The 19,679-nt window shown below is 68.0% G+C and carries 22 protein-coding genes and 1 tRNA gene; 9 read left to right on the top strand and 14 right to left on the bottom strand.

Going from position 1 to position 19,679, the window contains the following annotated elements; all coding sequences use genetic code 11:
- Positions 1 to 60 precede the first annotated feature (60 nt).
- The 3 genes from ACFOD4_RS15465 to ACFOD4_RS15455 all read left to right on the top strand — a co-directional run bounded on the left by ACFOD4_RS15465 (position 61) and on the right by ACFOD4_RS15455 (position 1,198).
- A complete protein-coding gene (locus ACFOD4_RS15465; RefSeq protein ID WP_379598874.1) occupies positions 61 to 477 on the top strand; it encodes a secondary thiamine-phosphate synthase enzyme YjbQ in 417 nt (138 codons plus the stop codon).
- Between the two features lie 72 nt (positions 478 to 549).
- Positions 550 to 1,053 carry a hypothetical protein gene (locus ACFOD4_RS15460; protein ID WP_379597801.1) on the top strand — a complete coding sequence of 168 codons (504 nt, stop codon included), beginning with the start codon at positions 550 to 552 and terminating at the stop codon, positions 1,051 to 1,053.
- 1 nt (position 1,054) lies between these two features.
- Positions 1,055 to 1,198, top strand: a complete 144-nt coding sequence (locus tag ACFOD4_RS15455) for a hypothetical protein (RefSeq protein ID WP_379597800.1) — start codon at positions 1,055 to 1,057, stop codon at positions 1,196 to 1,198.
- Between the two features lie 4 nt (positions 1,199 to 1,202).
- Here ACFOD4_RS15455 and ACFOD4_RS15450 read toward each other — a convergent pair whose 3' ends face one another.
- Positions 1,203 to 1,523 (bottom strand): DMT family transporter, encoded by a 321-nt coding sequence (locus ACFOD4_RS15450; protein ID WP_379597798.1) that lies wholly within the window; start codon positions 1,521 to 1,523, stop codon positions 1,203 to 1,205.
- Positions 1,524 to 1,668: 145 nt separating this feature from the next.
- Positions 1,669 to 2,985, bottom strand: coding sequence for an ArgE/DapE family deacylase (locus ACFOD4_RS15445; protein WP_379597796.1), 1,317 nt, complete (start codon positions 2,983 to 2,985; stop codon positions 1,669 to 1,671).
- A 541-nt stretch (positions 2,986 to 3,526) separates the two neighbouring features.
- On the opposite strand from ACFOD4_RS15445, the gene ACFOD4_RS15440 reads away from it, so the two are divergent.
- The 5 genes from ACFOD4_RS15440 (at position 3,527) to ACFOD4_RS15420 (ending at position 9,501) form a co-directional block, all read left to right on the top strand.
- Positions 3,527 to 4,012 carry a tripartite tricarboxylate transporter TctB family protein gene (locus ACFOD4_RS15440; protein ID WP_379597794.1) on the top strand — a complete coding sequence of 162 codons (486 nt, stop codon included), beginning with the start codon at positions 3,527 to 3,529 and terminating at the stop codon, positions 4,010 to 4,012.
- A gap of 4 nt (positions 4,013 to 4,016) precedes the next feature.
- Positions 4,017 to 5,510 (top strand): tripartite tricarboxylate transporter permease, encoded by a 1,494-nt coding sequence (locus ACFOD4_RS15435; RefSeq protein ID WP_379597792.1) that lies wholly within the window; start codon positions 4,017 to 4,019, stop codon positions 5,508 to 5,510.
- A gap of 106 nt (positions 5,511 to 5,616) precedes the next feature.
- Positions 5,617 to 6,609 carry a tripartite tricarboxylate transporter substrate binding protein gene (locus ACFOD4_RS15430; RefSeq protein WP_379597791.1) on the top strand — a complete coding sequence of 331 codons (993 nt, stop codon included), beginning with the start codon at positions 5,617 to 5,619 and terminating at the stop codon, positions 6,607 to 6,609.
- Positions 6,610 to 6,726: 117 nt separating this feature from the next.
- Positions 6,727 to 6,963 carry a hypothetical protein gene (locus tag ACFOD4_RS15425; RefSeq protein WP_379597790.1) on the top strand — a complete coding sequence of 79 codons (237 nt, stop codon included), beginning with the start codon at positions 6,727 to 6,729 and terminating at the stop codon, positions 6,961 to 6,963.
- 105 nt (positions 6,964 to 7,068) lie between these two features.
- On the top strand, positions 7,069 to 9,501 hold the full coding sequence (locus tag ACFOD4_RS15420) for a diguanylate cyclase (RefSeq protein ID WP_379597789.1): 2,433 nt from the start codon (positions 7,069 to 7,071) through the stop codon (positions 9,499 to 9,501).
- 277 nt (positions 9,502 to 9,778) lie between these two features.
- Here ACFOD4_RS15420 and ACFOD4_RS15415 read toward each other — a convergent pair.
- The 5 genes from ACFOD4_RS15415 to infA all read right to left on the bottom strand — a co-directional run bounded on the left by ACFOD4_RS15415 (position 9,779) and on the right by infA (position 12,143).
- Positions 9,779 to 9,854, bottom strand: a tRNA-Phe gene (locus tag ACFOD4_RS15415).
- Positions 9,855 to 9,970: 116 nt separating this feature from the next.
- Entirely contained in the window at positions 9,971 to 10,162 is a 192-nt protein-coding gene (locus ACFOD4_RS15410) for a DNA gyrase inhibitor YacG (protein ID WP_379597787.1), read from the bottom strand.
- Complete coding sequence (locus ACFOD4_RS15405; RefSeq protein WP_379597785.1) at positions 10,152 to 11,264, bottom strand: ribonuclease E/G; 1,113 nt, start codon at positions 11,262 to 11,264, stop codon at positions 10,152 to 10,154. Before ACFOD4_RS15405 ends, ACFOD4_RS15410 begins: the two co-directional genes overlap by 11 nt.
- Positions 11,249 to 11,914 (bottom strand): Maf family protein, encoded by a 666-nt coding sequence (locus ACFOD4_RS15400; RefSeq protein WP_379597784.1) that lies wholly within the window; start codon positions 11,912 to 11,914, stop codon positions 11,249 to 11,251. The genes ACFOD4_RS15405 and ACFOD4_RS15400 overlap by 16 nt, the downstream gene beginning before the upstream one ends.
- Before the next feature lie 10 nt (positions 11,915 to 11,924).
- Positions 11,925 to 12,143 (bottom strand): translation initiation factor IF-1, encoded by a 219-nt coding sequence (gene infA, locus ACFOD4_RS15395; RefSeq protein ID WP_007003972.1) that lies wholly within the window; start codon positions 12,141 to 12,143, stop codon positions 11,925 to 11,927.
- Between the two features lie 292 nt (positions 12,144 to 12,435).
- On the opposite strand from infA, the gene ACFOD4_RS15390 reads away from it, so the two are divergent.
- On the top strand, positions 12,436 to 13,419 hold the full coding sequence (locus ACFOD4_RS15390; protein ID WP_379597782.1) for a Bug family tripartite tricarboxylate transporter substrate binding protein: 984 nt from the start codon (positions 12,436 to 12,438) through the stop codon (positions 13,417 to 13,419).
- 45 nt (positions 13,420 to 13,464) lie between these two features.
- Here the strand turns inward: ACFOD4_RS15390 and ACFOD4_RS15385 are convergent, their stop codons facing one another.
- The 7 genes from ACFOD4_RS15385 to ACFOD4_RS15355 form a co-directional block, all read right to left on the bottom strand.
- The gene (locus ACFOD4_RS15385; RefSeq protein ID WP_379597781.1) at positions 13,465 to 14,382 is read right to left on the bottom strand and encodes a dihydrodipicolinate synthase family protein; all 918 of its coding nucleotides are present in this window, start codon (positions 14,380 to 14,382) and stop codon (positions 13,465 to 13,467) included.
- Positions 14,360 to 15,151, bottom strand: coding sequence for a FadR/GntR family transcriptional regulator (locus ACFOD4_RS15380; RefSeq protein ID WP_379597779.1), 792 nt, complete (start codon positions 15,149 to 15,151; stop codon positions 14,360 to 14,362). Before ACFOD4_RS15380 ends, ACFOD4_RS15385 begins: the two co-directional genes overlap by 23 nt.
- Before the next feature lie 335 nt (positions 15,152 to 15,486).
- A complete protein-coding gene (gene hisD / locus ACFOD4_RS15375) occupies positions 15,487 to 16,791 on the bottom strand; it encodes a histidinol dehydrogenase (protein ID WP_379597777.1) in 1,305 nt (434 codons plus the stop codon).
- Positions 16,792 to 16,814: 23 nt separating this feature from the next.
- Positions 16,815 to 17,510, bottom strand: a complete 696-nt coding sequence (hisG, locus tag ACFOD4_RS15370) for an ATP phosphoribosyltransferase (protein WP_379597775.1) — start codon at positions 17,508 to 17,510, stop codon at positions 16,815 to 16,817.
- A 37-nt stretch (positions 17,511 to 17,547) separates the two neighbouring features.
- Positions 17,548 to 18,807, bottom strand: a complete 1,260-nt coding sequence (gene murA, locus ACFOD4_RS15365; protein WP_379597774.1) for a UDP-N-acetylglucosamine 1-carboxyvinyltransferase — start codon at positions 18,805 to 18,807, stop codon at positions 17,548 to 17,550.
- A gap of 12 nt (positions 18,808 to 18,819) precedes the next feature.
- Positions 18,820 to 19,374: a dCTP deaminase gene (gene dcd / locus ACFOD4_RS15360; protein WP_379597772.1), complete on the bottom strand. Its 555-nt coding sequence runs from the start codon at positions 19,372 to 19,374 to the stop codon at positions 18,820 to 18,822.
- 108 nt (positions 19,375 to 19,482) lie between these two features.
- Positions 19,483 to 19,656, bottom strand: a complete 174-nt coding sequence (locus tag ACFOD4_RS15355; RefSeq protein ID WP_379597770.1) for a hypothetical protein — start codon at positions 19,654 to 19,656, stop codon at positions 19,483 to 19,485.
- Between the last annotated feature and the right edge of the window lie 23 nt (positions 19,657 to 19,679).

Genomic DNA, 19,679 nt, shown 5'->3' with positions numbered 1-19,679 from the left:
AATGGTTGCTGCGCCCGAGATGGCAGCGCGCAGCGCAATGGGCAAGGAGAAGCGGGCATGATGCGGCAGGCAAGTCACCGGCTGGAGGTGCCGACACGCGGACGCGGCTTCATCGAGATCACTGCCGCAGTTCGGCGCTTCGTGGCCGAGCAGGGGATCAGGGAAGGCTTGCTGACGGTCTGGTGCCGACATACCTCGGCCTCGCTGATCGTGCAGGAAAATGCGTCGCCGGACGTGCTGCAGGATTTGGGCGCCTTTCTGGCCCGCCTGGCACCGGAGGGGCCGCACTACCGGCACGACGATGAAGGGCCGGACGACATGCCAGCACATCTCAGGATGGTGCTGACCCAGGTGCAGCTCTCCATTCCCGTGCTGGAGGGGGCGCCTGTGCTCGGCACCTGGCAAGGCGTGTTCCTGTGCGAGCACCGCGCCGCGCCCCATCGCCGCGAGGTCGTCTTGCACTTAATCGGACAATAAGCCTTTGATTCAGAATATCCCGATCGCGTGAACACCAGAACATAAGAAGAACATTGTTCCGGTTCCGCCGGCGTGGCACACCCTGTGGCGGAGGGAGTGGAGATGGAGAACCTCGCGCGATGGATCCTGGCCCAGGCCTTCGGCCTGATCGGGACGCTCGCGGTCGTCTATCGGGACAACTACCGCGTGCCGTTGCCGGCCGGCGATCTGGGCGAGCTGATGCTGCGCTACGCGCCGCAAGCCTCGGCGTTGGGCTTCACACTGGCTTTGTGGCCGGTTGTGGACCTGATCTTCCGTGCCTGCGACAGGCAGCGTTCGTGGCAGTGCCACGGTGATTTCAACCGCTGGCTCGCAGCGCTGCTGCTGTTGTTCCTTTGCGCGCATGCGGCGGCGCTGGGCCTGGCCGCCATGTCGGATCCGGGAACTCTGGCAGGAGCTTTGCAGCCCAAGGTGATCCATGCCTATGCGGCCGCCCTGCTGGCCACGGCGGCCATGTCGGCCGGCTATGTCGCGAGGCTGGAATTCACCATCTGGCGACGCCATAATCCGGGCATGGAGACAGGAGATCCGCCCTGAGATGGGACCGCAGGATATCCTTGCTGCCGTGATCTGGGGCGCCAGCCTTCTGGGCATGGGCCTCGGCGGCTATGGGGTGGTGCATTACGGCTTCGGGCTGGTCCGGGCGCGCCGCCATGCGGCCCACCCGTCGCGCCTCCGCTGACGCCTTATTCGGCGCTGGAGAGCTTCATCAACAGCAGGCCGCTGACAATCAGCAGCGCCGCCGCGATGCGCAGCGGGGTGACGGATTCCCCCAGCACCGCAATGCCGACAATGAAGCTTCCTACAGCACCGATCCCCGTCCAGATCGTGTAGGCGGTGCCGAGCGGCAGGCTGCGCATCGACCACGACAGCAGCCCGAAGCTGATGATCATCGCCGCAATGGTGATGACGCTGGGCCAGAGGCGGGTGAACCCCGCCGACTGCTTCATGGTGAACGCCCAGATGATTTCAAAAAGGCCGGCAATGCCGAGTGCGATCCAGGCCATGGGACCCCCGTCTTGGCTGCAGCCGGGCCGTCCCGGACATGGAACCCTTGAGGGGGGAGGACGTGGCCTCGCACCGGGCAGATAAGTCTGTGGCGCGGCGAGGTCAACGCTTCCAGGAAAGAAGCGGCGTTCCGGCGGCGCTCTGTCAGCCCTGTCCCTGACGGCAGCCCTGTCCCTGACGGCAGGGCGCCGTGCCGCACCATTCGGCGATGAAGCGCGCGATGGCCAGCGTGGTGGTCTTCAGGCTGGCGATGCGCAGCTTCTCGTCGAAGGCGTGCGGCCCGACGCCGTCCGGTCCGTAGCAGAGTGCCGTGATGCCATAATAGAGGCTGTAGAAGCGCGTGTCGTTCACCGCCGTGCTGTGGCGCGCCTCCAGTGCCTTGCCATGGATCTCCTGGTGGATGCGCGCCAGCAACATCTCGGGTTCGCTGCCTGGCTTCAGCACCGCGCCATCGGCTTCAAAGCCGATCCAGTCCACTTCGGGTGGGTTGTTGGCGAGAAAGCTGTCCTTCTGCGCCGCCGCGCGCACCACACGCTCCACCGCCGCCTTGGCATCCGCCACTTCATCGCCGGGCAACAGGCCGATGCGGCAGTCCACCTCGCACCAGGCGGGCGTGGAACTGGCCCAGTCGCCGCCGCGAATCACGCCGGGGTTGAATTTGATCGGGTCGGTGATTTCGCCAAAATCGGCATGGCTTTTCGCCTGCTCGTTCAACGCGGCCGTGTGCTGCTGCAGGGCCTTGATCATGTCGTAGGCGGCGAGGATGGCGTTGGTGCCGGCCTGGGCCTGCATCACATGCACGGGCGAGCCCGCGACCTTGAGGCGGAACCACAGCGCGCCGCTCTGCGCGCGGGTGATCATCTCGCCGGTGGATTCCGGGATCAGGCAGGCATCCGCGCGATAACCGCGCAGCAGTTGCGCCAAGGCGCCATTGCCGGTGCTTTCCTCTTCCGTCACCGTCTGCACGCACACATCGGCGGCCGGTTCCAGCCCGATGCGGCGCAGCGCGTCCATCGCGAAGATCATGCAGGCCACCCCGGCCTTCATGTCATAGGCACCGCGACCGTACATCCAGCCATCATGGATCTCTGCGGCGAAGGGTGGATAGGTCCACATGGCTCCAGGCCCGGCCGGCACCACGTCGATATGACCTTGCAGGATCAGGCTGCGGCCGCCGGGCATGGCCGCGCGGTGCATGGCCGCGACCTGCACGCTGCCAGCCGGATCGACATCCACCATCGGGCTCGCCTTGGGATGGGAGGCGAGCGGCACATCGGCCATGGTGAAGCGGTCCACCGAATAGCCGCGCCTGGCCAATTGGGCCGCGATCCAATCCTGCAAAGGGGCCTCGTTGCCGCGGGTGGACGGGAACCGCACCATTTCGGCCAAAAAGCCGACCTGCTCCTCATGCAGGGCTTCGACTGCGCCGCGCAGGCGGGCGGACAGGGTGGAATCGCTCATCGCATGGGCCTTTCGTTCAAGGCCGCGCAGCATGGACCCGGACGCCCATGGCGTCACCACCTGCGGGCGGCGGAGCGGTGCTGCAAAGAAGGGCGGAAAGCCGCCACGCGACGGGACGCCGAGCCCGCGCGTTTCGCCAGGGCAGGCCGCGCCCCCTGACTGCCAGTCCGAGTTCCCGGTGGCTGAGGCCCCACGGGCCGGCATGGCCGGGGCGCCGGCGCAGGGCGATCTGATGCGGCGGCGTCATCCGGCGCCTGCGATGTCCGTGCCGCCAGTTCCAGCCGTGCCAGAGCAGATTCGCTCGGGGATGGAGGGCAAGCCGCCATCGCAGCCGACGCTGCCCATGCGGTGCCTGATCCCCGCGCCGTGCAAAGCGTTCATGCCATTTGCATCCCCGGCATCAAGCCGTGCGGCGTGCTTTCCGGCGGCCTTGACCCGAGGCGAACCGCCTTCGCACACTCCCCTTCGTCCAGATCGAAGGAATCCGGCACAAAAGCCGGGATTATCCCCCGCCTGGCGCGGATCAAGGGAAGGAAGAGGCGTGCAATTATCGGATCGAGTAACGGGGGCGGCACTGGCCATCCTCGGCGCCGTGACCTGCTTCGGCGCGTCGCAGCAGCCTGGCGTGCCGGGGCAGGATGTCGGCCCGGCCGTGTTCCCCATGATCATCGGGGCAGGGCTGATCGGTTGCGGTGCGATGATCGCCCTGCGCATCGGCCACAGCTTCGAGGATCCGGAGGCCGTGGTGCCCGTCGGGCCCGGAGAAGCGATGCCAGAGCCGCCGCGCTTCGGCGAGGTGCGAGCTTTCCTGCCGCCGCTGCTGCTTCTGTTCTACGTGCTGGTGGCCGATACGCTGGGCTTTCTTCTGACCAGTGCATTGATCATGCTTGTTGTGGCGCGGGTGCTGGGGGCGAGCTGGCGGCTTGCCCTGTCGGTGGCGGTTCTGGCGTCGATCGGGGTCGCCACCGTATTCGGGAACCTCCTGAGGGTGCCGCTGCCCGGCGGCCTCCTGCCGCTGCCGTGGTGACGCCATGAGCCAGCTTCTGGACGGCTTCGCCCTTGTTGCCCAGTTCGACGTGCTGGTGGCGATCTTCGCTTCCGCCGTGTACGGGCTGGTGATCGGCTCATTGCCCGGCCTGTCGGCGACGATGGCGACGGCGCTGCTGGTGCCGGTGACCTTCTACCTGTCGCCCATCGCGGCGGTGGCGACGATCATCACCTCCTCGGCCATGGCCATCTTCTCCGGCGACATCCCGGGCTGCCTGCTGCGCATTCCGGGCACGCCCGCTTCCGCCGCCTACACCGACGAGGCCTATGCCATGACCCGCAAGGGGCAGGCGGAGATGGCACTGGGCATCGGGCTGTGGTTCAGCGCCATCGGCGGCATCGTCGGCACGCTTTCGCTCATGATCATGGCCCCGACCCTGGCTGAGGTAGCGCTGAACTTCTCCTCTTTCGAGTATTTCTGGCTGGCGCTGCTTGGCCTGATGTGTGCCACGCTGGTGGCGCGGTCCTCGCCGGTGAAGGCCATCGCGGCGATGCTGCTGGGCCTGCTGTTCGCCTGCATCGGCATGGAGAACCCGGCGGGTGCCCCGCGCTTCACCTTCGGCATGACCGACCTGCTCGGCGGGATCGAGCCCTTGCCGGCGCTGGTCGGCGTCTTCGCCGTGTCGCAGGTGATGCGTGCCCTGGCCGAGGCGGAGCCGCCGCCCATTCCCCGTCGCAAATTCGGCAGCATCCTGGCCGGACAATGGACGATGACCAAGCGCTACCCGAAGCCGATGATGCGCGGCAATGTGGTTGGCATCATCATCGGCGTGCTGCCCGGAGCCGGCGCTGACATGGCGGCCTGGGTCAGCTACGCCATGTCCAAGCGCTTCTCGCGCGAGCCAGAAAAGTTCGGTACCGGCCACCCCGAGGGGCTGGTGGAATCGGGCGCCGCCAACAATGCATCGCTGGCCAGCGGCTGGGTGCCGGCGCTGCTCTTCGGCATTCCCGGCGACACCATCACGGCGATCGCTATCGGCGTTCTCTACATGAAGGGTTTGAACCCGGGGCCGACGCTGTTCACCGAACGCGCCGACAGCATGTACGCGCTCTACATCATCTTCATCCTGGCCAACATCATCATGATCCCGCTGGGCCTGATCATGATCCGACTGGCGGCGACCGTGTTGCGGGTTCCGCGCTCGGCCATCATGCCGGTGATCCTGATGCTGTGCGCCGTCGGCGCCTTCGCGACCGGCAACAACCTGTTCGCGGTGACGCTGGTCGGTTTCTTCGGCGTGGTGGGCTATGTGATGGAGCGCAACGGCTATCCCGTCGCTGCGCTGGTGCTCGGCATCGTGATGGGGAGCATGGTGGAGCAGAGCTTCGTCACCTCGCTGATCAAGTCGGACAACAGCCTGTTGCCGTTCTTCGACCGGCCCATCTCGGCGGTGCTGTCGGTGATCACCATTGGTGCCCTGTTGTGGCCCGTGGGGGCATGGCTTGTCCGCCGCATGAGGCGCCCCTCCGCGGCCTGATGAAGAGGCGGGCCATGCGTCGAGACGCTGGCCCGCCCGCAGGAAACTCACCATACTTTCCATGAACCGGCCGTTACGCCGGAGCAATCATCCAGAGGGTAACTCCATGACCGTCATCTCCCGCCGCCACATCCTGGGCGCGGCCGCCGCCGGCGGTGCCTTGCTGCCTCTGGCCCGGCCAGCCCTTGCGCAGCCGAAATTCCCGTCCCGTCCGCTCCAGATGATCTGTCCCTGGGGTGCGGGCGGCGGCACCGATGCCACAGCCCGCATCATCGCCTCGCTGCTGGAAAAGGAACTGGGACAGCCGGTGAACGTGGTGAACCGCACGGGCGGTTCCGGCGTGGTGGGCCACAGCGCCATCGCGACGGCGGCGCCGGACGGCTATTCGATCGGCATCATCACCGTGGAAATCACGATGATGCACTGGCAGGGGCTCACTCAGCTGACGCATGCCAACTACACCCCGCTCGGCCTGATGAACCGCGATGCGCCGGGAGTCCAGGTCAGCGCATCCTCTCCCTGGAAGGACATCAAGTCGCTGGCCGAAGCCATCAAGGCATCGCCGCCGGGCAAGCTGAAGGCCTCCGGCACGGGGCAGGGCGGAATCTGGCACCTGGCGCTGGTGGGTTGGCTGCAGGCCATGGGCTTGAAGCCGGACCACGTCCGCTGGGTGCCGTCCAATGGCGCTGCGCCGGGCATGCAGGATCTTGTGGCCGGGGGCATCGATATCGTGCCCTGCTCGATCCCCGAGGCCCGGGCCATGCTGGATGCCGGCCGCGCCCGCAGCCTGGCCATCATGTCGCCCGAGCGGGATCCGCAGTTTGCCGATATTCCGACGTTGAAGGAGAGCCTCGGTGTCGACTACCAGACTGCTGTGTGGCGCGGCATCGGCGGCCCCCTGAAGATGCCGGCGGAAATCCAGTCGTTGCTCACTGGCGCCTTGCAGCGCGTCTACCAGTCACAGGAATACAGCGGCTTCATGAAGTCGCGGGGCTTTGGCATGGACTGGGGCGATGGGGCGGCCTTCGGCAAGGTCATGGCGGACACCGATGCCGCCATGGGCGAGGCGATGAAGGCGGCAGGTCTGGCCAAGACCTGATCAGAACGGCCGGCGCGGCACTACCCGCGCCGCCATCAATACAACTTGACTTCAACTCAAAGTTGTGTGACCTCTCTGGCGCTTAAGAGTCCTGACTTAACTTGCCGGAGGGTTGAGATGGCGCCGGACCAGCCCATGATCTTCATTGCCGACTGGGCGAGCCGCACGGTCAACTCTGAAACCTGTGGTGATGGCAGCGCCGGATGGGCTTCCAAGCTTGCCGACTGGTGCCGTGACGAAGCGGTTCGCATCGGATTGACTCCGGCTCAGCTCGACGAAGCCGCGGCCCGCCTGCATGGCTCACCCGAGGACCTTGTCGGCTACCTGCGCCATGAATGCGGCCGCTTCCGCTGAGATGAACCGCAGATCAGGAATCGCGGCCGAGCACAGGCCCTGCTTGAGCGGCCTCGTCATCCGGAACCGCCAGGGCTGAGGGCCTTCCAGGGGAGGGACGCTGACATGCGCCGCCTGCTGCCTCCGGCCGCTGCGCCATCCTCTCTCGCCCGCCCGATCATGGGCCTCATCCTGCTGGCCTGTGCATTGCTGGCGGGGCTGCAGGTCTGGCACAGCCTGTCCGAACGCCGGGAGCGGCTGCGCTCGCTGGAAGTCGAGGCCGCCAATCTGGCCAGATCCCTCGCGCAGCACACCGACGACCGGCTGCAGATGGCAAGCGCCATTCTGGCCGGCGCTTCGGAGCGGGTTCTGGCAGATGGCACCGGCCCCGCTGCCCGCCAGCGCCTGGACCGCATCCTGAGAGCTCAGGCCACGACCTTCGAAGGGGGCGCCGATTTCCTGATCTTGGACGCCGAGGGTGCGGCGGTGGCAGGCACGCCGGCCGGGCGGCGAATCGCGGATATCGGGCAGGAATTATCGGCCGAAACAATGGCTGCCGCAGCCCAGCCGGAGCGCGGCACCGGCGACGTGCAGCTTCGCGCACCGGTCTATGTTCCCGCACGGCGCGGCTGGGTCATCCCCCTGCAGCGCCGGATCGAAACCCCGCAGGGCGAGTTTGCGGGCCTCGCCCTGGCGCTGCTCGATGCCGGGACCTTCGCGCAGTATTTCGCGCGGTTCGATCTTGGCCCCAATGGCGCTGTCGCGCTGCTCGACACCAAGGGCCGCCTGCTGTCCCGCCATCCTTTCCAGCGGGCTGCCATCGGCCGCAGCCTCGCTGGCTTCGCCCTGTTCCGCGACAAGTTGCCGCGTCAGACGGCGGACAGCTTCACCACCGTGTCGCCAGTGGATGGCGTTCGGCGCATCGCAGCCTATCAGCAGGCACGAAGCTTTCCCCTGGTGGTGCTGGTGGCCCGAGCGCGGGACCCCGCCTTGGCCGGCTGGCGCACCGATACGTTGTGGCGCGGCGGGGTGACGCTCGTCGTAACGGGCCTCCTGGCGCTGCTCGGGCTGCGTCTCGGCCGCGCCCTGGGGCGGCGGCAGCAATCCGAGCGTCTGCTGGCGGAAAGCGAGGCGAGCTTCCGCCTGCTCGCGGAGCGGTCGAGTGACGTTGTGGTGCGGCTGGGGCTGGATGGACGCCGGCGCTACGTTTCCCCGGCCAGTGAGGCCCTGCTGGGGCATGCGCCGACGGCGCTGATGGGTGGGATGGCGCTCGATGAAGTGGAGGAGGCGGATCGTGCCGAAGTGCAGGACGCCCTGGCACGGCTTCTCTCCGGCGAAGCGGAGCAGATGTCGCTGGCCTGCCGGATGCGCCATGCCGATGGCAGGCTGATCTGGGTGGAGGCCGCCATCCGGGCCACCTTCGCGCCCGTGACCGGTCAGCCCGACGGTGCCGTCGCCGTGCTGCGCGACATCACGGCCCACAAAGCACGCGAGGCCGAACTGGCGACCCAAGCGGGCACGGACGGGCTGACGGGGCTGTTGAACCGGCGCCGTTTCGACGAGGTGCTGCGCCGGGAATGGGATCGCGCCGCGCGGGAAGGCACGGCCTTGTCGTTGCTGATGCTGGATATCGACCGGTTCAAGCTGTTCAACGACCGCTATGGCCATCCGGCGGGCGATGGCTGCCTGCGCCGCGTGGCGGTGGCGGTTGCCGCGGCGGTGCGCCGCCCTGGCGACATGGTGGCACGTTACGGCGGAGAGGAACTGGCGGTGATCCTGCCGCGGACCGATGCCGCCGGCGCAGCCTCCGTGGCGGAAAGCGTGCGGGCTGCTGTCGCGGCCGAGCTTGTTCCCCATGAGGGCAATCCGCCTGTTATGGTGGTTACATCGAGCCTGGGTGCCGCCACAGCGGAGCCGCGTCCAGGCCTAGCGTTCGGGCCGGAAGCGCTGGTGGCTGCCGCTGACGGCGCTCTCTACGGGGCAAAACGAAGCGGGCGTAACCAGGTGGCGATGGCCGACAACGTGCCGCCCCTGCCTCCATCGGCCCCGAGGCCCGTCGATGAGGCTTCAAGACTGGCGGCGGTGGAAGCCTTCCGCAGCGCCGGTGCCACCGCGCCGGGCGATGTTGAGCTGGAGCGAATCGCGCGGGTCGCGGCCATGCTGTTTGGCATGCCGATGGCACTGATCTCTGTGGTCGGCCGGGATCGTACCGATTTCGCTGCGACCCACGGGCTGGATGCCGAGGGCGCATCGCGGGATGACGCGTTCTGCAGCCATGCTATTGCAGGCTCGGACGACACGCTGGTGGTTCCCGATCTGGCGACCGATCCCCGCTTTGCCGGCAACCCGCTGACGGTGGCGCCGGAAGGCTTCCGGTTTTACGCCGGGGCGGTGTTGCGCAGCCCTGAAGGCGACCATCGGCTGGGCACGCTCTGCGTGCTGGACCGCTCGCCCCATCCGCCCCTGAACACCGAGCAGAAGGCCTTGCTGGCGGATCTGGCGGCGCTCGCGGTGCAAAGGCTGGAACAGCGGCGGTTGGCGCCCAGCACGGTCTCCTGAACGGGCGGAGCAACGCACCGCGATCCGCAGAGAGCCTTCGGCACCACGATGAAGAAGGTTTCTGATCGCACAAGATGGCTGATTTGCTTGGCATCGCTCCGGAGCCAAGCGGAGTTGCCCCGCCTGCGAACAAGGGCCGGCCTTGCGCCGAGGAGCATGGGTCCGGCGGCACGGCCTGGGATCTGCCCGCGTCACCGGCCGGCGGACGGCATCACGCAAGACGGGCGCGAAAAGCCATCTGCGTGATGGATGCAGAACGGTATTGTACCGGGGAAGATGGTGCCCAGAGCCGGAATCGAACCAGCGACACTGCGATTTTCAGTCGCATGCTCTACCAACTGAGCTATCTGGGCCCAAGCTGCGGAACCGTTCGGCACCGCCATGGTGAGGTGGCGCGAGATAACCGAAGCAACGCGTTCTGTCCAGCAGGCAAATCGAATTGTTACGTCCCGCTTCGGATCGCGCTGGATCAGCCCTGTTCTTCATCCTCCGGAGCAGGCGGTTCGCCTGGAATGGCGTAGGCGCCCTTCAACCATCGGCCGAGATCCACCTGCTTGCAGCGGGCCGAGCAGAAGGGGCGGAAGCCGGGCTGCGGCGCCTTGCCGCAGATCGGGCAGGCGGGGCGCCCGCGCGGCGCACCGGGGGCTTTCTCACGCGGCATGGACATCCTCCTCCCCGGCGGCGCAGAGCGGATCAGGGCGCAGGCGCAGCGGTCCTGCCGCAGCCTCGAAGGCTGCCAAGGCGGCTGGGGCCTGGCGCAGCGCCGCGACAACGGCGGGAGCGGCCCTCAGTTCCATGGCGGCGCCCGGAGCATGGCGCGCGGCGCTAGCGCCACGGCGCAGGGCCGCCAGGACACGGGTCAGCGGCGACAAGGGCTGACCCAGCGTTTCATGCAGCGGGCGGTGAACCCGCCGGCGCTGCAATTCCACCAACCCCAGACCTGTCAGGCCTAGCAGACGCAGAAGCGGGTCCCGCTCCGCCTCTGCGGCCAAGCCGGGCAGCAGATCCTGCCGCCTTGCGATCGCCAGCCCCGCCATGTCGATGAGGATGGCGCCTGAGAGGTGGCGCAGTCGGATCTGCCGCAGCGCCTCGGACAGGGCTCGGCCGTTCAGCGCGCGGTGGGCGGCAGCATCCCGCCCGCCGGCCAATCCGCCCGCATCGATGTCGATGGCGACCAGGGCCGGGGTCGGGTGCAGGCTCAGCCTGCCGCCACCGGGCAGAGGCACCTCGGCCTGCTCCAGAATGGCAAATTCTTCTTCCACCGCGTCGTCGAAGGCGGAGCCGCGCAGCAGCGTCACCCGGTCCCGAAGCCGCGGCATGGCGCGCAGCCGGGCGGCCAGGGCCGGGCTGTCGGTCTGCACGGATGCGCCGGGGTGCTGCGCCGCCAGCCGGGCGGGAGCCTCGGGGCCGGGTGACAGCAGGCGAAGCGGCCCCTGAGGCGGCGCTGCACCGGGTCGCAGGGAAAGGCGGGGCCCCTTGCCACCTTGCGCCGTCCGGGTGACCAAGACGGGAAGCCATTCCCCCTCGCTCCGCCCCTTGGCCCCCTCGGAGTCCGGCAGAAAGCCGGTAACTCCACCCACCAGTGCCACAAAAGCGCCTCCCATGGCCGGGGCGCGGGCTGCCAGCCGGCCAAGGTGCAGGTCGCCTAGCCCTTCAGGGTCGTCCTCGCGTTCGATATGGGCCCCCTGGAGCTCGCCATCGACTAGCAGCGCAGTGCGCAGCTCTCCGGGGGAGGCGGAGGCCAGAATCAGGGGCGAAGCCACCCGACCCCTCGGAGCAACTGTGCCGTCTCGTGCAGCGGCAGGCCAACCACATTGGAATGACTGCCGGACAGGAACCGGACAAAAGCCTCAGCGGATTCCTGGATGGTGTAGCCGCCTGCCTTGCCGCGCCACTCGCCGCCGGCGATGTAGGCTTCGAGTTGCGCTTCGGTCAGGCGCTGGAAGGTGACCACGCTTTCCACCACGCGGCTCAGCAGCCGACCGTCCGGCAGGCCAAGTGCCACGCCGGTGTAGACGCGATGCCGGCGCCCGGAGAGCAACGCGAGGCAATCGCGTGCCTGCGCCTCGTTTTCGGCCTTGGGCAGAATGCGGCGGCCCACGCCGACCACTGTGTCGGCGGCAAGCACCAGCGCGTCCGGCATGGTGGCCATCACGGCGCGAGCCTTGGCCTGAGAAAGACGCCCGGCCAAGGGCCTCGGCAATTCGTGGCGCAAGGGCGCCTCGTCGATCTCGGGTGGCTGCACCTCGTCCGGCACCACGCCGATGCGGCGCAGCAGATCCAGGCGGCGAGGGCTGCCGCTTGCCAGGATCAAGGGTGGCCTGCCAACGTCCGCGGGAGAGGGGGCAGGGATGGCCTTCGCGGCACCGGGCTTCGCGGTACCGGGCCGGGCGGCGAAACTGGCCTCAGCCATCGGGCGCGGCTTACTTGAAGCGGAAGGTGATACGGCCCTTGGTCAGGTCATAGGGCGTCATCTCAACATTGACGCGGTCGCCGGCGAGCACGCGGATGCGGTTCTTGCGCATCTTGCCGCTGGTGTGGGCCAGAACCATGTGCTCGTTGTCGAGCTTCACGCGGAACATCGCGTTGGGCAGCAGTTCAACGACCTGGCCGCTGAACTCGATCATATCTTCTTTCGACATTCGGTCTCTTTTCGGCGTTGCTATCCGGGAACGGGCATGCGGCGCGGACCATGATGGCCCACGCTGCGGCGGTCAAGAATGGCCGTGCCGGTCGATGCAGGCAGGCAGGCGTCTCAGGCGGCTGAAATGGAGCACCAGCGCGTAAGATTCAACGCCGTGCAGCGCATGGCGGCCATCCCGACTGCTGCCTCACGGAGTTTTTGCCTCCCCCCCTGGCCTCCGCCCCGGTGATTTGAGAACATCCCTCCAAGATCAGCCCGGCCATCCTCTGCCGGGACAGGAAGGGATGTCTATGACTTACACGCTTCGCCGCCGGTCACTGCTGGCTGCCCCCGCTTTGCTGCTGCCTGCTTCCGGGGGTTCCCGCGCGCAGGGCGCGGCCTGGCCGACCCGGCCTTTGCAGATGATCGTGGGTTTTCCCGCCGGCGGCACCACGGACATCTTCGCCCGGCTGGTGGCGGAGGCGCTCGGACGGCGGCTACAACAACCCGTCGTCGTGGACAATCGCAGCGGCGCCGGCGGCAGCATCGGCGCCGCCATGGTCGCCCAGGCTCCGGCCGATGGCTACACCCTGCACATGGCCACGATCGGCACGGCCTCCATCAACTACTCGCTGTACAACAAGCTGGGCTACGCGCCGGAGGACCTCGCCTCGGTATCCCGGGTCTGCGAGGTCGCCAATGTCATCATGGTGCCGGCGGACTCACCTTTCAAATCCCTGGGCGAGCTGGTGGAGGCGGCCAGAAAGAAGCCGCGCGACCTGACATTTGCCCATTCCGGGGTCGGCACCAGCCTGCATCTCACGGGCGAGTTGCTCGCGGTCGAGGCCGGGGTCCAATTTACCCATGTTCCCTACCGGGGAACCAGCCAGTGGCTGCCCGAGCTGCTCGCCGGACGGGTGGATTTCGGCATCGATAACCTGCCTTCTTCCTTGTCGCAGCTTCAGGAAGGCAAGCTGCGCGCCTTGGCGCTCACCGGGGAAGCCCGCCATCCCGGCATTCCCGAGGTACCGACCACGGCAGAGGCCGGCTACCCGACGGTGCAGGCGATGGCATGGTGGGGCGTGCAGGTTTCGCGCAAGACGCCGCGGCCTATCATCGACCGGCTCGCCGCCGAGCTTCAGGCCATTGCGGAGGATGCGGATTTCCGCAGGCGCACGGCCGAGCAGGGTGCGACGCCCGTGCGGGAAACGCCGGAGCAGTTCGAGGCCTTCGTTGCCAGCGAGATCGCCAAATGGCGCGGCGTCATCCAGAAGGCCAACATCCAGGTCGAATAGCTCCCCGCTGGCCGCGGCGGCGAGCCGCCACGGCGCATCCGCCGCTCAGCGCCGGTTGGCGACGGCGCGCTCCACCCGGCGTACCAGAAGATCCAGTTCTGACATGTGCTGCGGGCCGAGTTTCGGCCCGGGCATTCGCATGGTGGCATGGCGGATGGCGCCTCGCCGCCGCATCACCTCCTTGCGTGCCGCCACGCCCCAGAACCCCTGGGCCTCGTAGTTCAGCAGCGGCAGGTAGCAGTCGAAAAGGTCATGCGCCTCTTCAACGCGCCCCTTGCTGTGGAGGCGCCAGACGCCCGACAGCATCTCGGGATGCGAGAAGCCCGCCATCGGGCCATCGATGCCGCGTCCCAGTTCCTGCGGCAGGTAGAGGCCGTTATTGCCGGTCAGGATGGCGACGCGGCGCCCGCCGCCCTCGCGCAGGCGGGTGATCTTCCCCAGGGAAGGAAGGTCCTCCTCCTTCACCACCTGGATCTGCGGGTGGCTCTCGATCAGCTTCAGGATGGACGACACGGACATCCAGACGCCAGTGGAGCCAGGGAAATCCTGCAGCACGGTGGGCACATCGCCGATCATGCCGAACACGGTGGAAAAGTAGCCGAGCAGGTCTTCCTCCGTGCGCAGCCCGCCGGGCGGCGCGATCATGACGCCGGCGGCGCCCTGGTCCATGGCCTGCTTCGCCAGCAAGGCGAGCTGGGCGGTGCCGGGATTGCTGACGCCGACGATGACAGGGCGTCCACCGGCGCGGGCGATGAAGCGGGCCGTGACGGATTGCGCCTCATCCGGCGTCAGCTTGCCGCCCTCGCCACTGACGCCCAGCACCACGAAGCCGTTGGCGCCGTGGCCGACGTAGAAATCCGCCAGGCTGTCGATGCTGGTCAGATCAACGGCACCACGATCGTCAAAGGGCGTCTGGGCGATGATGTAGCTGCCCTGGATGTCAGCCAGCGTTCCCTGCGGCATGGGGGATGATTTCCTCGGTTGCTTGGTTCTGTTCGGGTTCCGTCCGCGCCGCTTCCGCAGTGGCGCCGCAGAGCACGCTCCGGAAATGCCGCTCGTTGCGCGCGATCAGCACATGCACCGCCTCAGCAGCCGCGTCGGGATCACGGCGCTCCAGGCAATGCAGCAGTGCCTCGTGAAAGGGCAGGGTGGAGGCGGCACCGCCGGGATGGCGCGACGACAAGGAAAATCCCAGCCGCAGCAGCTGCGACAGCGCCGCCTGCATCTGGCACAGGAACTGATTGTGCGAGGCTACCAGGACGGCGGTGTGGAAGCCGGCATCGGCCAGCACATAATCGTCCGGGCGCTGGTGCAGAGCGACGGTGGCGGCCTCCATGCGCCGGTAGGCGCCGCGAATGCCGGCCAGATCCTCGGAAGTCGCGCGTCGGGCCGCAAGCCGCGCGGCCTCGGGCTCGATGATGCGGCGCAGCTCGATCAGGTCGGCGATGGTGTTCCGGTCCAGCGTTTCGGCGCTGTGCCAGTCCAGCACCTCCGCATCGAGCAGGTGCCAGTTGCTGCGCGGCAGAACGCGGGTGCCGATGCTGGGCCCGACCGATACCATGCCTTTGGCCGCAAGGGCCTTCACCGCTTCGCGCAGCACCACGCGGCTGACGCCGAGCTGTTCGGAGAGCAGCTTCTCCGGGGGCAAGGGTCCGGGCGGCAAAGTGCCGGTGGCGATCTGCCGTCCCAGCTTCTCCTGCACCTGTCCATAGAGGTTCTTCAGCCGTGCCATGCCGCCACCCTTTATAGCATGTTGGCATGTTACGAGTGGCCGGGCAACGTGCTGCCCGCCCGATGCGGGCGGAGGAGGTTGGCTGGCAAGGTGCCCGGCAGAAGAACCGCGAGCGGTGCGTCATCAGTGGCCGGCGGAAGACGGAGCCGCGTTCACGCCGGACAGGAGGCAAGCGGTGCCGGACCAGGAAGCCTCCATTCGGGCTTCACGGAGGCCCAGCATCGGCACACTGAATGGAATCACAGCCAGAGCCGAATTCCTGATGGCTCTCCTCTGCCGGCGGATCAACCCCGCCATAGGAGAGAGCGAGACGCCAGGCCGGGCTGCCGGCGGCGTCAGCCCTGTCCCTGGCCCAGCCGCATCGCCACGGAGCGGGCATGGGCGCCCAGCCCCTCCGCCTCGGCCAGCGCCACGGCAGCGGGACCGATCGCCTCCAGCCCACGCTTGCCGGCATGGATCCAGGTTGTGCGCTTCAGGAAATCAAACACCGACAGGCCGGATGCGAAACGGGCGGTGCGCCCGGTGGGCAGCACATGGTTAGGTCCGGCGACGTAGTCGCCTAGCGCCTCGGGGCAGTACGTGCCCAGAAAGGCGGCGCCGGCATGGCGGATGCGGGCGAAGAGCGCCTGCGGGTCGGCCACCATGACTTCCAAGTGCTCCGGCGCCAGCCGATCCACCAGGGCGGCGCCTTCCTCCCAATCGCGCACGACGATGATGGCGCCGTGCTTCTCCCAGGACGCTCCCGCGATGCCTGCGCGCGGCAGCGTTGCCAGGTGCTCGGTCACCGCGTGTTCCACGGCGTGCGCCATCTGCGCGCTGGTGGTGATCAGGATGGATTGCGCAGACTCGTCGTGCTCGGCCTGCGCCAGCAGGTCGATGGCGATGAGCGAGGGGTTCTGCGAGGCATCGGCCAGTACCACCACCTCGGACGGGCCGGCGATGCTGTCGATGCCGACGCGGCCGAAGACCTGCCGCTTGGCTTCCGCCACATAGGCGTTGCCAGGGCCGGCAACGCGGTCCACGGGCTGGATGTTGTCCGTCCCCCAGGCCAGCGCGGCGATGGCCTGGGCACCCCCGACACGCCAGATCTCGGTGACGCCGGCACGGTGGGCGGCGGCCAGCACCAGGTCGTTCAGCACACCGTCGGGGGTCGGCACCGCCATGGCGATGCGCTGCACGCCGGCAACTCGGGCCGGGATGGCGTTCATCAGCACGGAGGAAGGGTAGGCTGCCTTGCCGCCGGGAACATAGATGCCGACCGCGTCGATCGCGCCCCAGCGCAGGCCAAGTGTCAGGCCGAGGGGATCGTCCAGCTCCACGTCGTTGGGCAGCTGGGCGGCGTGAAACCGCTCGATACGGGTGGCGGCGAGGTCCAGCGCATCCAGCAGTTCCGGCGCGCAACGGGCCCGCGCGGCGTCGATCGCCGCCGATGGCACGCGCAGCCCCGCAGCCCCACCCTCGGGCGTCCAGCGGTCGAAGCGGGTGGTGAGGTCGAGCAGCGCGGCGTCGCCGCCTTTGCGCACCTCGGCGATGATGGACGAAACGGCCGCGTCCACCTGCGCCGTGGTGTCGCGGGCCTGGTCAAGCAAGGCGCGGAACTCGCTCTCGAAGCCGGGCTGGGCGGTGGACAGGCGGATCATGCGGGATTTTCCAGCAAGGATGTTCAGGCGGCGAGCGCGGCGCGGAAGCGGGCGAGCCAGTCGCCGATGGCCTCCGGGCGGGTCTTCAGAGCGGTGCGGTTGACGATCAGGCGGGAGGTGATGTGCGCGATCACGTCCGTCTCCACCAGGCCGTTCGCCTTCAGCGTGGAGCCGGTCTGCACCAGGTCGACGATCAGTCGCGATAGGCCGAGCGAGGGCGCCAGTTCCATGGCGCCGTTCAGGTGCACGACCTCGGCCTGGATGCCGCGGGCCGCGAAGTGCCGACGCGCGATGTTGGGGTATTTGCTGGCCACCGCCACGCGCGACTGCCGCGCCATGCCGCGCGCGCCCCCGCCGCCCACCGGCTCGGCCACCGAAACGCGGCAGGCACCGATGCCGAGGTCGAGCGGGGCGTAGATCTCGGGGTAATCGAACTCCATCAGCACGTCGGCGCCGCAGATGCCGATCTGGGCCGCACCGAAGGCCACAAAGGTCGCGACGTCGAAGGAGCGGACGCGGATCACGTCGAGGTCCGGATCGCTGGTCTCGAAGCGCAGGCGGCGGCTGGACCCGTCGTGGAAATCGGCGGCCATGCCGATCCCGGCCCGGGTGAGCAGGGGGCCGACCTCGTTCAGGATGCGCCCTTTCGGCAAGGCCAGGACAAGCGGGCCTGCGGTGTTGGTGGCGGTCAGTGTCTTGTCGCTGATGGGCTGGTCCATGGGCGGTTCTATCACCGTGCGGAGGAAGGCGCCAAGCTTAGCCGGGCAGCCGCTCGATCTCGGCGCCGACGCCGGCGAGCTTCTGCTCCACCCGTTCATAGCCGCGGTCCAGGTGATAGACGCGGTTGACGACGGTGTCGCCCTCGGCAGCCAGGCCGGCGATGATCAGGGAGACGGAGGCGCGCAGGTCGGTCGCCATCACCGGCGCGCCGGACAGGCGGGACACCCCCCTCACAATGGCTGAGGAGCCATGCGCGTTGATGCGCGCGCCCATGCGCGTCAACTCCGGCACATGCATGAAGCGGTTCTCGAAGATCGTCTCCGTGATCATCGAGGCGCCCTCGGCCACCGCCATCAAGGCCATGAACTGGGCCTGCATGTCGGTGGCGAAGCCTGGAAAGGGCTCGGTCATCACATCGACGCCGTGCAGACCGTTGAGGCGGCGGGCAAGCACGCCATCCTCCTGCTGCACCAGCTCGACCCCGGCTTCGCGCAGGGAGCGGGTGCAGGCACCGAACAGCTCCAGCTTCATGCCTTCCAGCAGCAACTCGCCGCCGGTGATGGCTCCGGCGCAGGCGAAGGTGCCGGCCTCGATGCGGTCGGGCAGGATCGGATGGGTGGTGCCATGGAGGCTGTCCACGCCCTGAATCACCAGCCGGTCGGTGCCAACGCCCTCGATCCTGGCGCCCATGGAAATCAGGCAGTGAGCCAGATCGGCGATCTCCGGCTCACGGGCTGCGTTGATCAGCTCGGAGGTGCCATCGGCAAGGGTTGCGGCCATCAGCAGGTTCTCGGTGGCGCCCACCGAAACCTGCGTGAACAGAATGCGGGCACCCTTCAGTCGCCCATCTACATGGGCGTTGATGTAGCCGGCATCCAGTTCGATCACCGCGCCCATCTGCTCCAGCCCCTTGAGGTGGAGATCAACCGGCCGCGTACCGATGGCGCAGCCGCCGGGCAGAGACACGCGGGCCTCGCCGTAGCGGGCCAGCAGCGGACCCAGCACCAGCACCGAGGCGCGCATCTTGCGCACCAGGTCGTAAGGTGCCTCGAAATCGGTCGCCGCGCCGTCGAGCGAGATGCGGCGGGACGCCGTATCATGCTCCACCCGCAGCCCGTGCTGTGCCAGCAATCCACCCATGGTGGCAATGTCGGACAAGGCCGGGGCGTTGGTCAGCACCACGTTCTCATGCGTGAGCAGGCCAGTGGCCATGAGCGGCAAGGCGGCGTTCTTGGCGCCGCCGACGGCGATGCGGCCGTTCAGCCGGCGGCCGCCGCGGATGCGGATGCGGTCCATGGCGCGGGCTCCTTAAAGCTTCGGCAGCGACACGCCGCGCTGGCCCATGTACTTGCCCTTGCGGTCGGCATAGGAAATTTCCGGCTCGCCCGCACCCTGCAGGAACAGGAACTGGCAGATGCCTTCATTGGCGTAGATGCGGGCGGGAAGGGGGGTGGTGTTGGAGATCTCGATCGTCACCTGCCCTTCCCATTCGGGCTCCAGGGGTGTGACGTTCACGATCAGGCCGCAACGGGCATAGGTGCTCTTGCCCAGGCAGATCACCAGCACGTCGCGCGGGATGCGGAAATACTCGACCGTGTGGGCCAGGGCAAAGGAGTTCGGCGGGATGATGCAGGTCGGGCCCTTGCGCGTGACGAAGCTGTCGTCGGCGAAGGATTTCGGGTCCACCAGGGCATTGTCCACATTGGTGAAGACCTTGAACTCGTCCGCCACACGGGCATCGTAGCCGTAGGAGGAGAGGCCAAAGGAGATCACCCCCTCGCGTCGCTGGCTTTCCACGAAGGGCTCGATCATGCCGTGATCGGCCGCCATACGGCGAATCCAGCTGTCGGGCATGATGGGCATGAGGCGGCTCTTCCGTGCGACGGCTGAAGGGTCGGCCGGGATACCGCAGCGGCCGCGCCCCGGCAACAGCCATGACCATGGCAGCCAGGTGCCCCGTGGCGCCAAAGCTCAGTCGCCGGTCTTCTCGGGCGTGCGGGGAAGTGGCGCCGGCGCCTCGGCCCGTGCGCGGCTCTGCGCCTTACGGCGGCGCAGGTTCTCGCGCAGGGCTGCCGCCCGGCGGGCTTCGCGCTCGGCCTGTGCGACGGACTGCGTGGATTTCGGTGGGTCAGGGGGCTCGGCCATGGGGCCTGATGCGTCCGCTGGAA

Source organism: Teichococcus globiformis, assembly GCF_042646265.1.
Lineage (GTDB): Bacteria > Pseudomonadota > Alphaproteobacteria > Acetobacterales > Acetobacteraceae > Pseudoroseomonas > Pseudoroseomonas globiformis.
Note: the sequence above shows the minus strand (reverse complement) of the source record. Positions and strands in the feature narration are given on the sequence as shown.

Excerpts from the sequence above, each read along its gene's own strand:
- ACFOD4_RS15465 (WP_379598874.1), top strand. The coding sequence starts at position 61 with ATGCGGCAGGCAAGTCACCGGCTGGAGGTGCCGACACGCGGACGCGGC.
- ACFOD4_RS15455 (WP_379597800.1), top strand. The coding sequence starts at position 1,055 with ATGGGACCGCAGGATATCCTTGCTGCCGTGATCTGGGGCGCCAGCCTT.
- ACFOD4_RS15450 (WP_379597798.1), bottom strand. The coding sequence starts at position 1,523 with ATGGCCTGGATCGCACTCGGCATTGCCGGCCTTTTTGAAATCATCTGG.
- ACFOD4_RS15445 (WP_379597796.1), bottom strand. The coding sequence starts at position 2,985 with ATGAGCGATTCCACCCTGTCCGCCCGCCTGCGCGGCGCAGTCGAAGCC.
- ACFOD4_RS15435 (WP_379597792.1), top strand. The coding sequence starts at position 4,017 with ATGAGCCAGCTTCTGGACGGCTTCGCCCTTGTTGCCCAGTTCGACGTG.
- ACFOD4_RS15430 (WP_379597791.1), top strand. The coding sequence starts at position 5,617 with ATGACCGTCATCTCCCGCCGCCACATCCTGGGCGCGGCCGCCGCCGGC.
- ACFOD4_RS15425 (WP_379597790.1), top strand. The coding sequence starts at position 6,727 with ATGGCGCCGGACCAGCCCATGATCTTCATTGCCGACTGGGCGAGCCGC.
- ACFOD4_RS15420 (WP_379597789.1), top strand. The coding sequence starts at position 7,069 with ATGCGCCGCCTGCTGCCTCCGGCCGCTGCGCCATCCTCTCTCGCCCGC.
- ACFOD4_RS15410 (WP_379597787.1), bottom strand. The coding sequence starts at position 10,162 with ATGCCGCGTGAGAAAGCCCCCGGTGCGCCGCGCGGGCGCCCCGCCTGC.
- ACFOD4_RS15400 (WP_379597784.1), bottom strand. The coding sequence starts at position 11,914 with ATGGCTGAGGCCAGTTTCGCCGCCCGGCCCGGTACCGCGAAGCCCGGT.
- infA (WP_007003972.1), bottom strand. The coding sequence starts at position 12,143 with ATGTCGAAAGAAGATATGATCGAGTTCAGCGGCCAGGTCGTTGAACTG.
- ACFOD4_RS15390 (WP_379597782.1), top strand. The coding sequence starts at position 12,436 with ATGACTTACACGCTTCGCCGCCGGTCACTGCTGGCTGCCCCCGCTTTG.
- ACFOD4_RS15385 (WP_379597781.1), bottom strand. The coding sequence starts at position 14,382 with ATGCCGCAGGGAACGCTGGCTGACATCCAGGGCAGCTACATCATCGCC.
- ACFOD4_RS15380 (WP_379597779.1), bottom strand. The coding sequence starts at position 15,151 with ATGGCACGGCTGAAGAACCTCTATGGACAGGTGCAGGAGAAGCTGGGA.
- hisD (WP_379597777.1), bottom strand. The coding sequence starts at position 16,791 with ATGATCCGCCTGTCCACCGCCCAGCCCGGCTTCGAGAGCGAGTTCCGC.
- hisG (WP_379597775.1), bottom strand. The coding sequence starts at position 17,510 with ATGGACCAGCCCATCAGCGACAAGACACTGACCGCCACCAACACCGCA.
- murA (WP_379597774.1), bottom strand. The coding sequence starts at position 18,807 with ATGGACCGCATCCGCATCCGCGGCGGCCGCCGGCTGAACGGCCGCATC.
- dcd (WP_379597772.1), bottom strand. The coding sequence starts at position 19,374 with ATGCCCATCATGCCCGACAGCTGGATTCGCCGTATGGCGGCCGATCAC.
- ACFOD4_RS15355 (WP_379597770.1), bottom strand. The coding sequence starts at position 19,656 with ATGGCCGAGCCCCCTGACCCACCGAAATCCACGCAGTCCGTCGCACAG.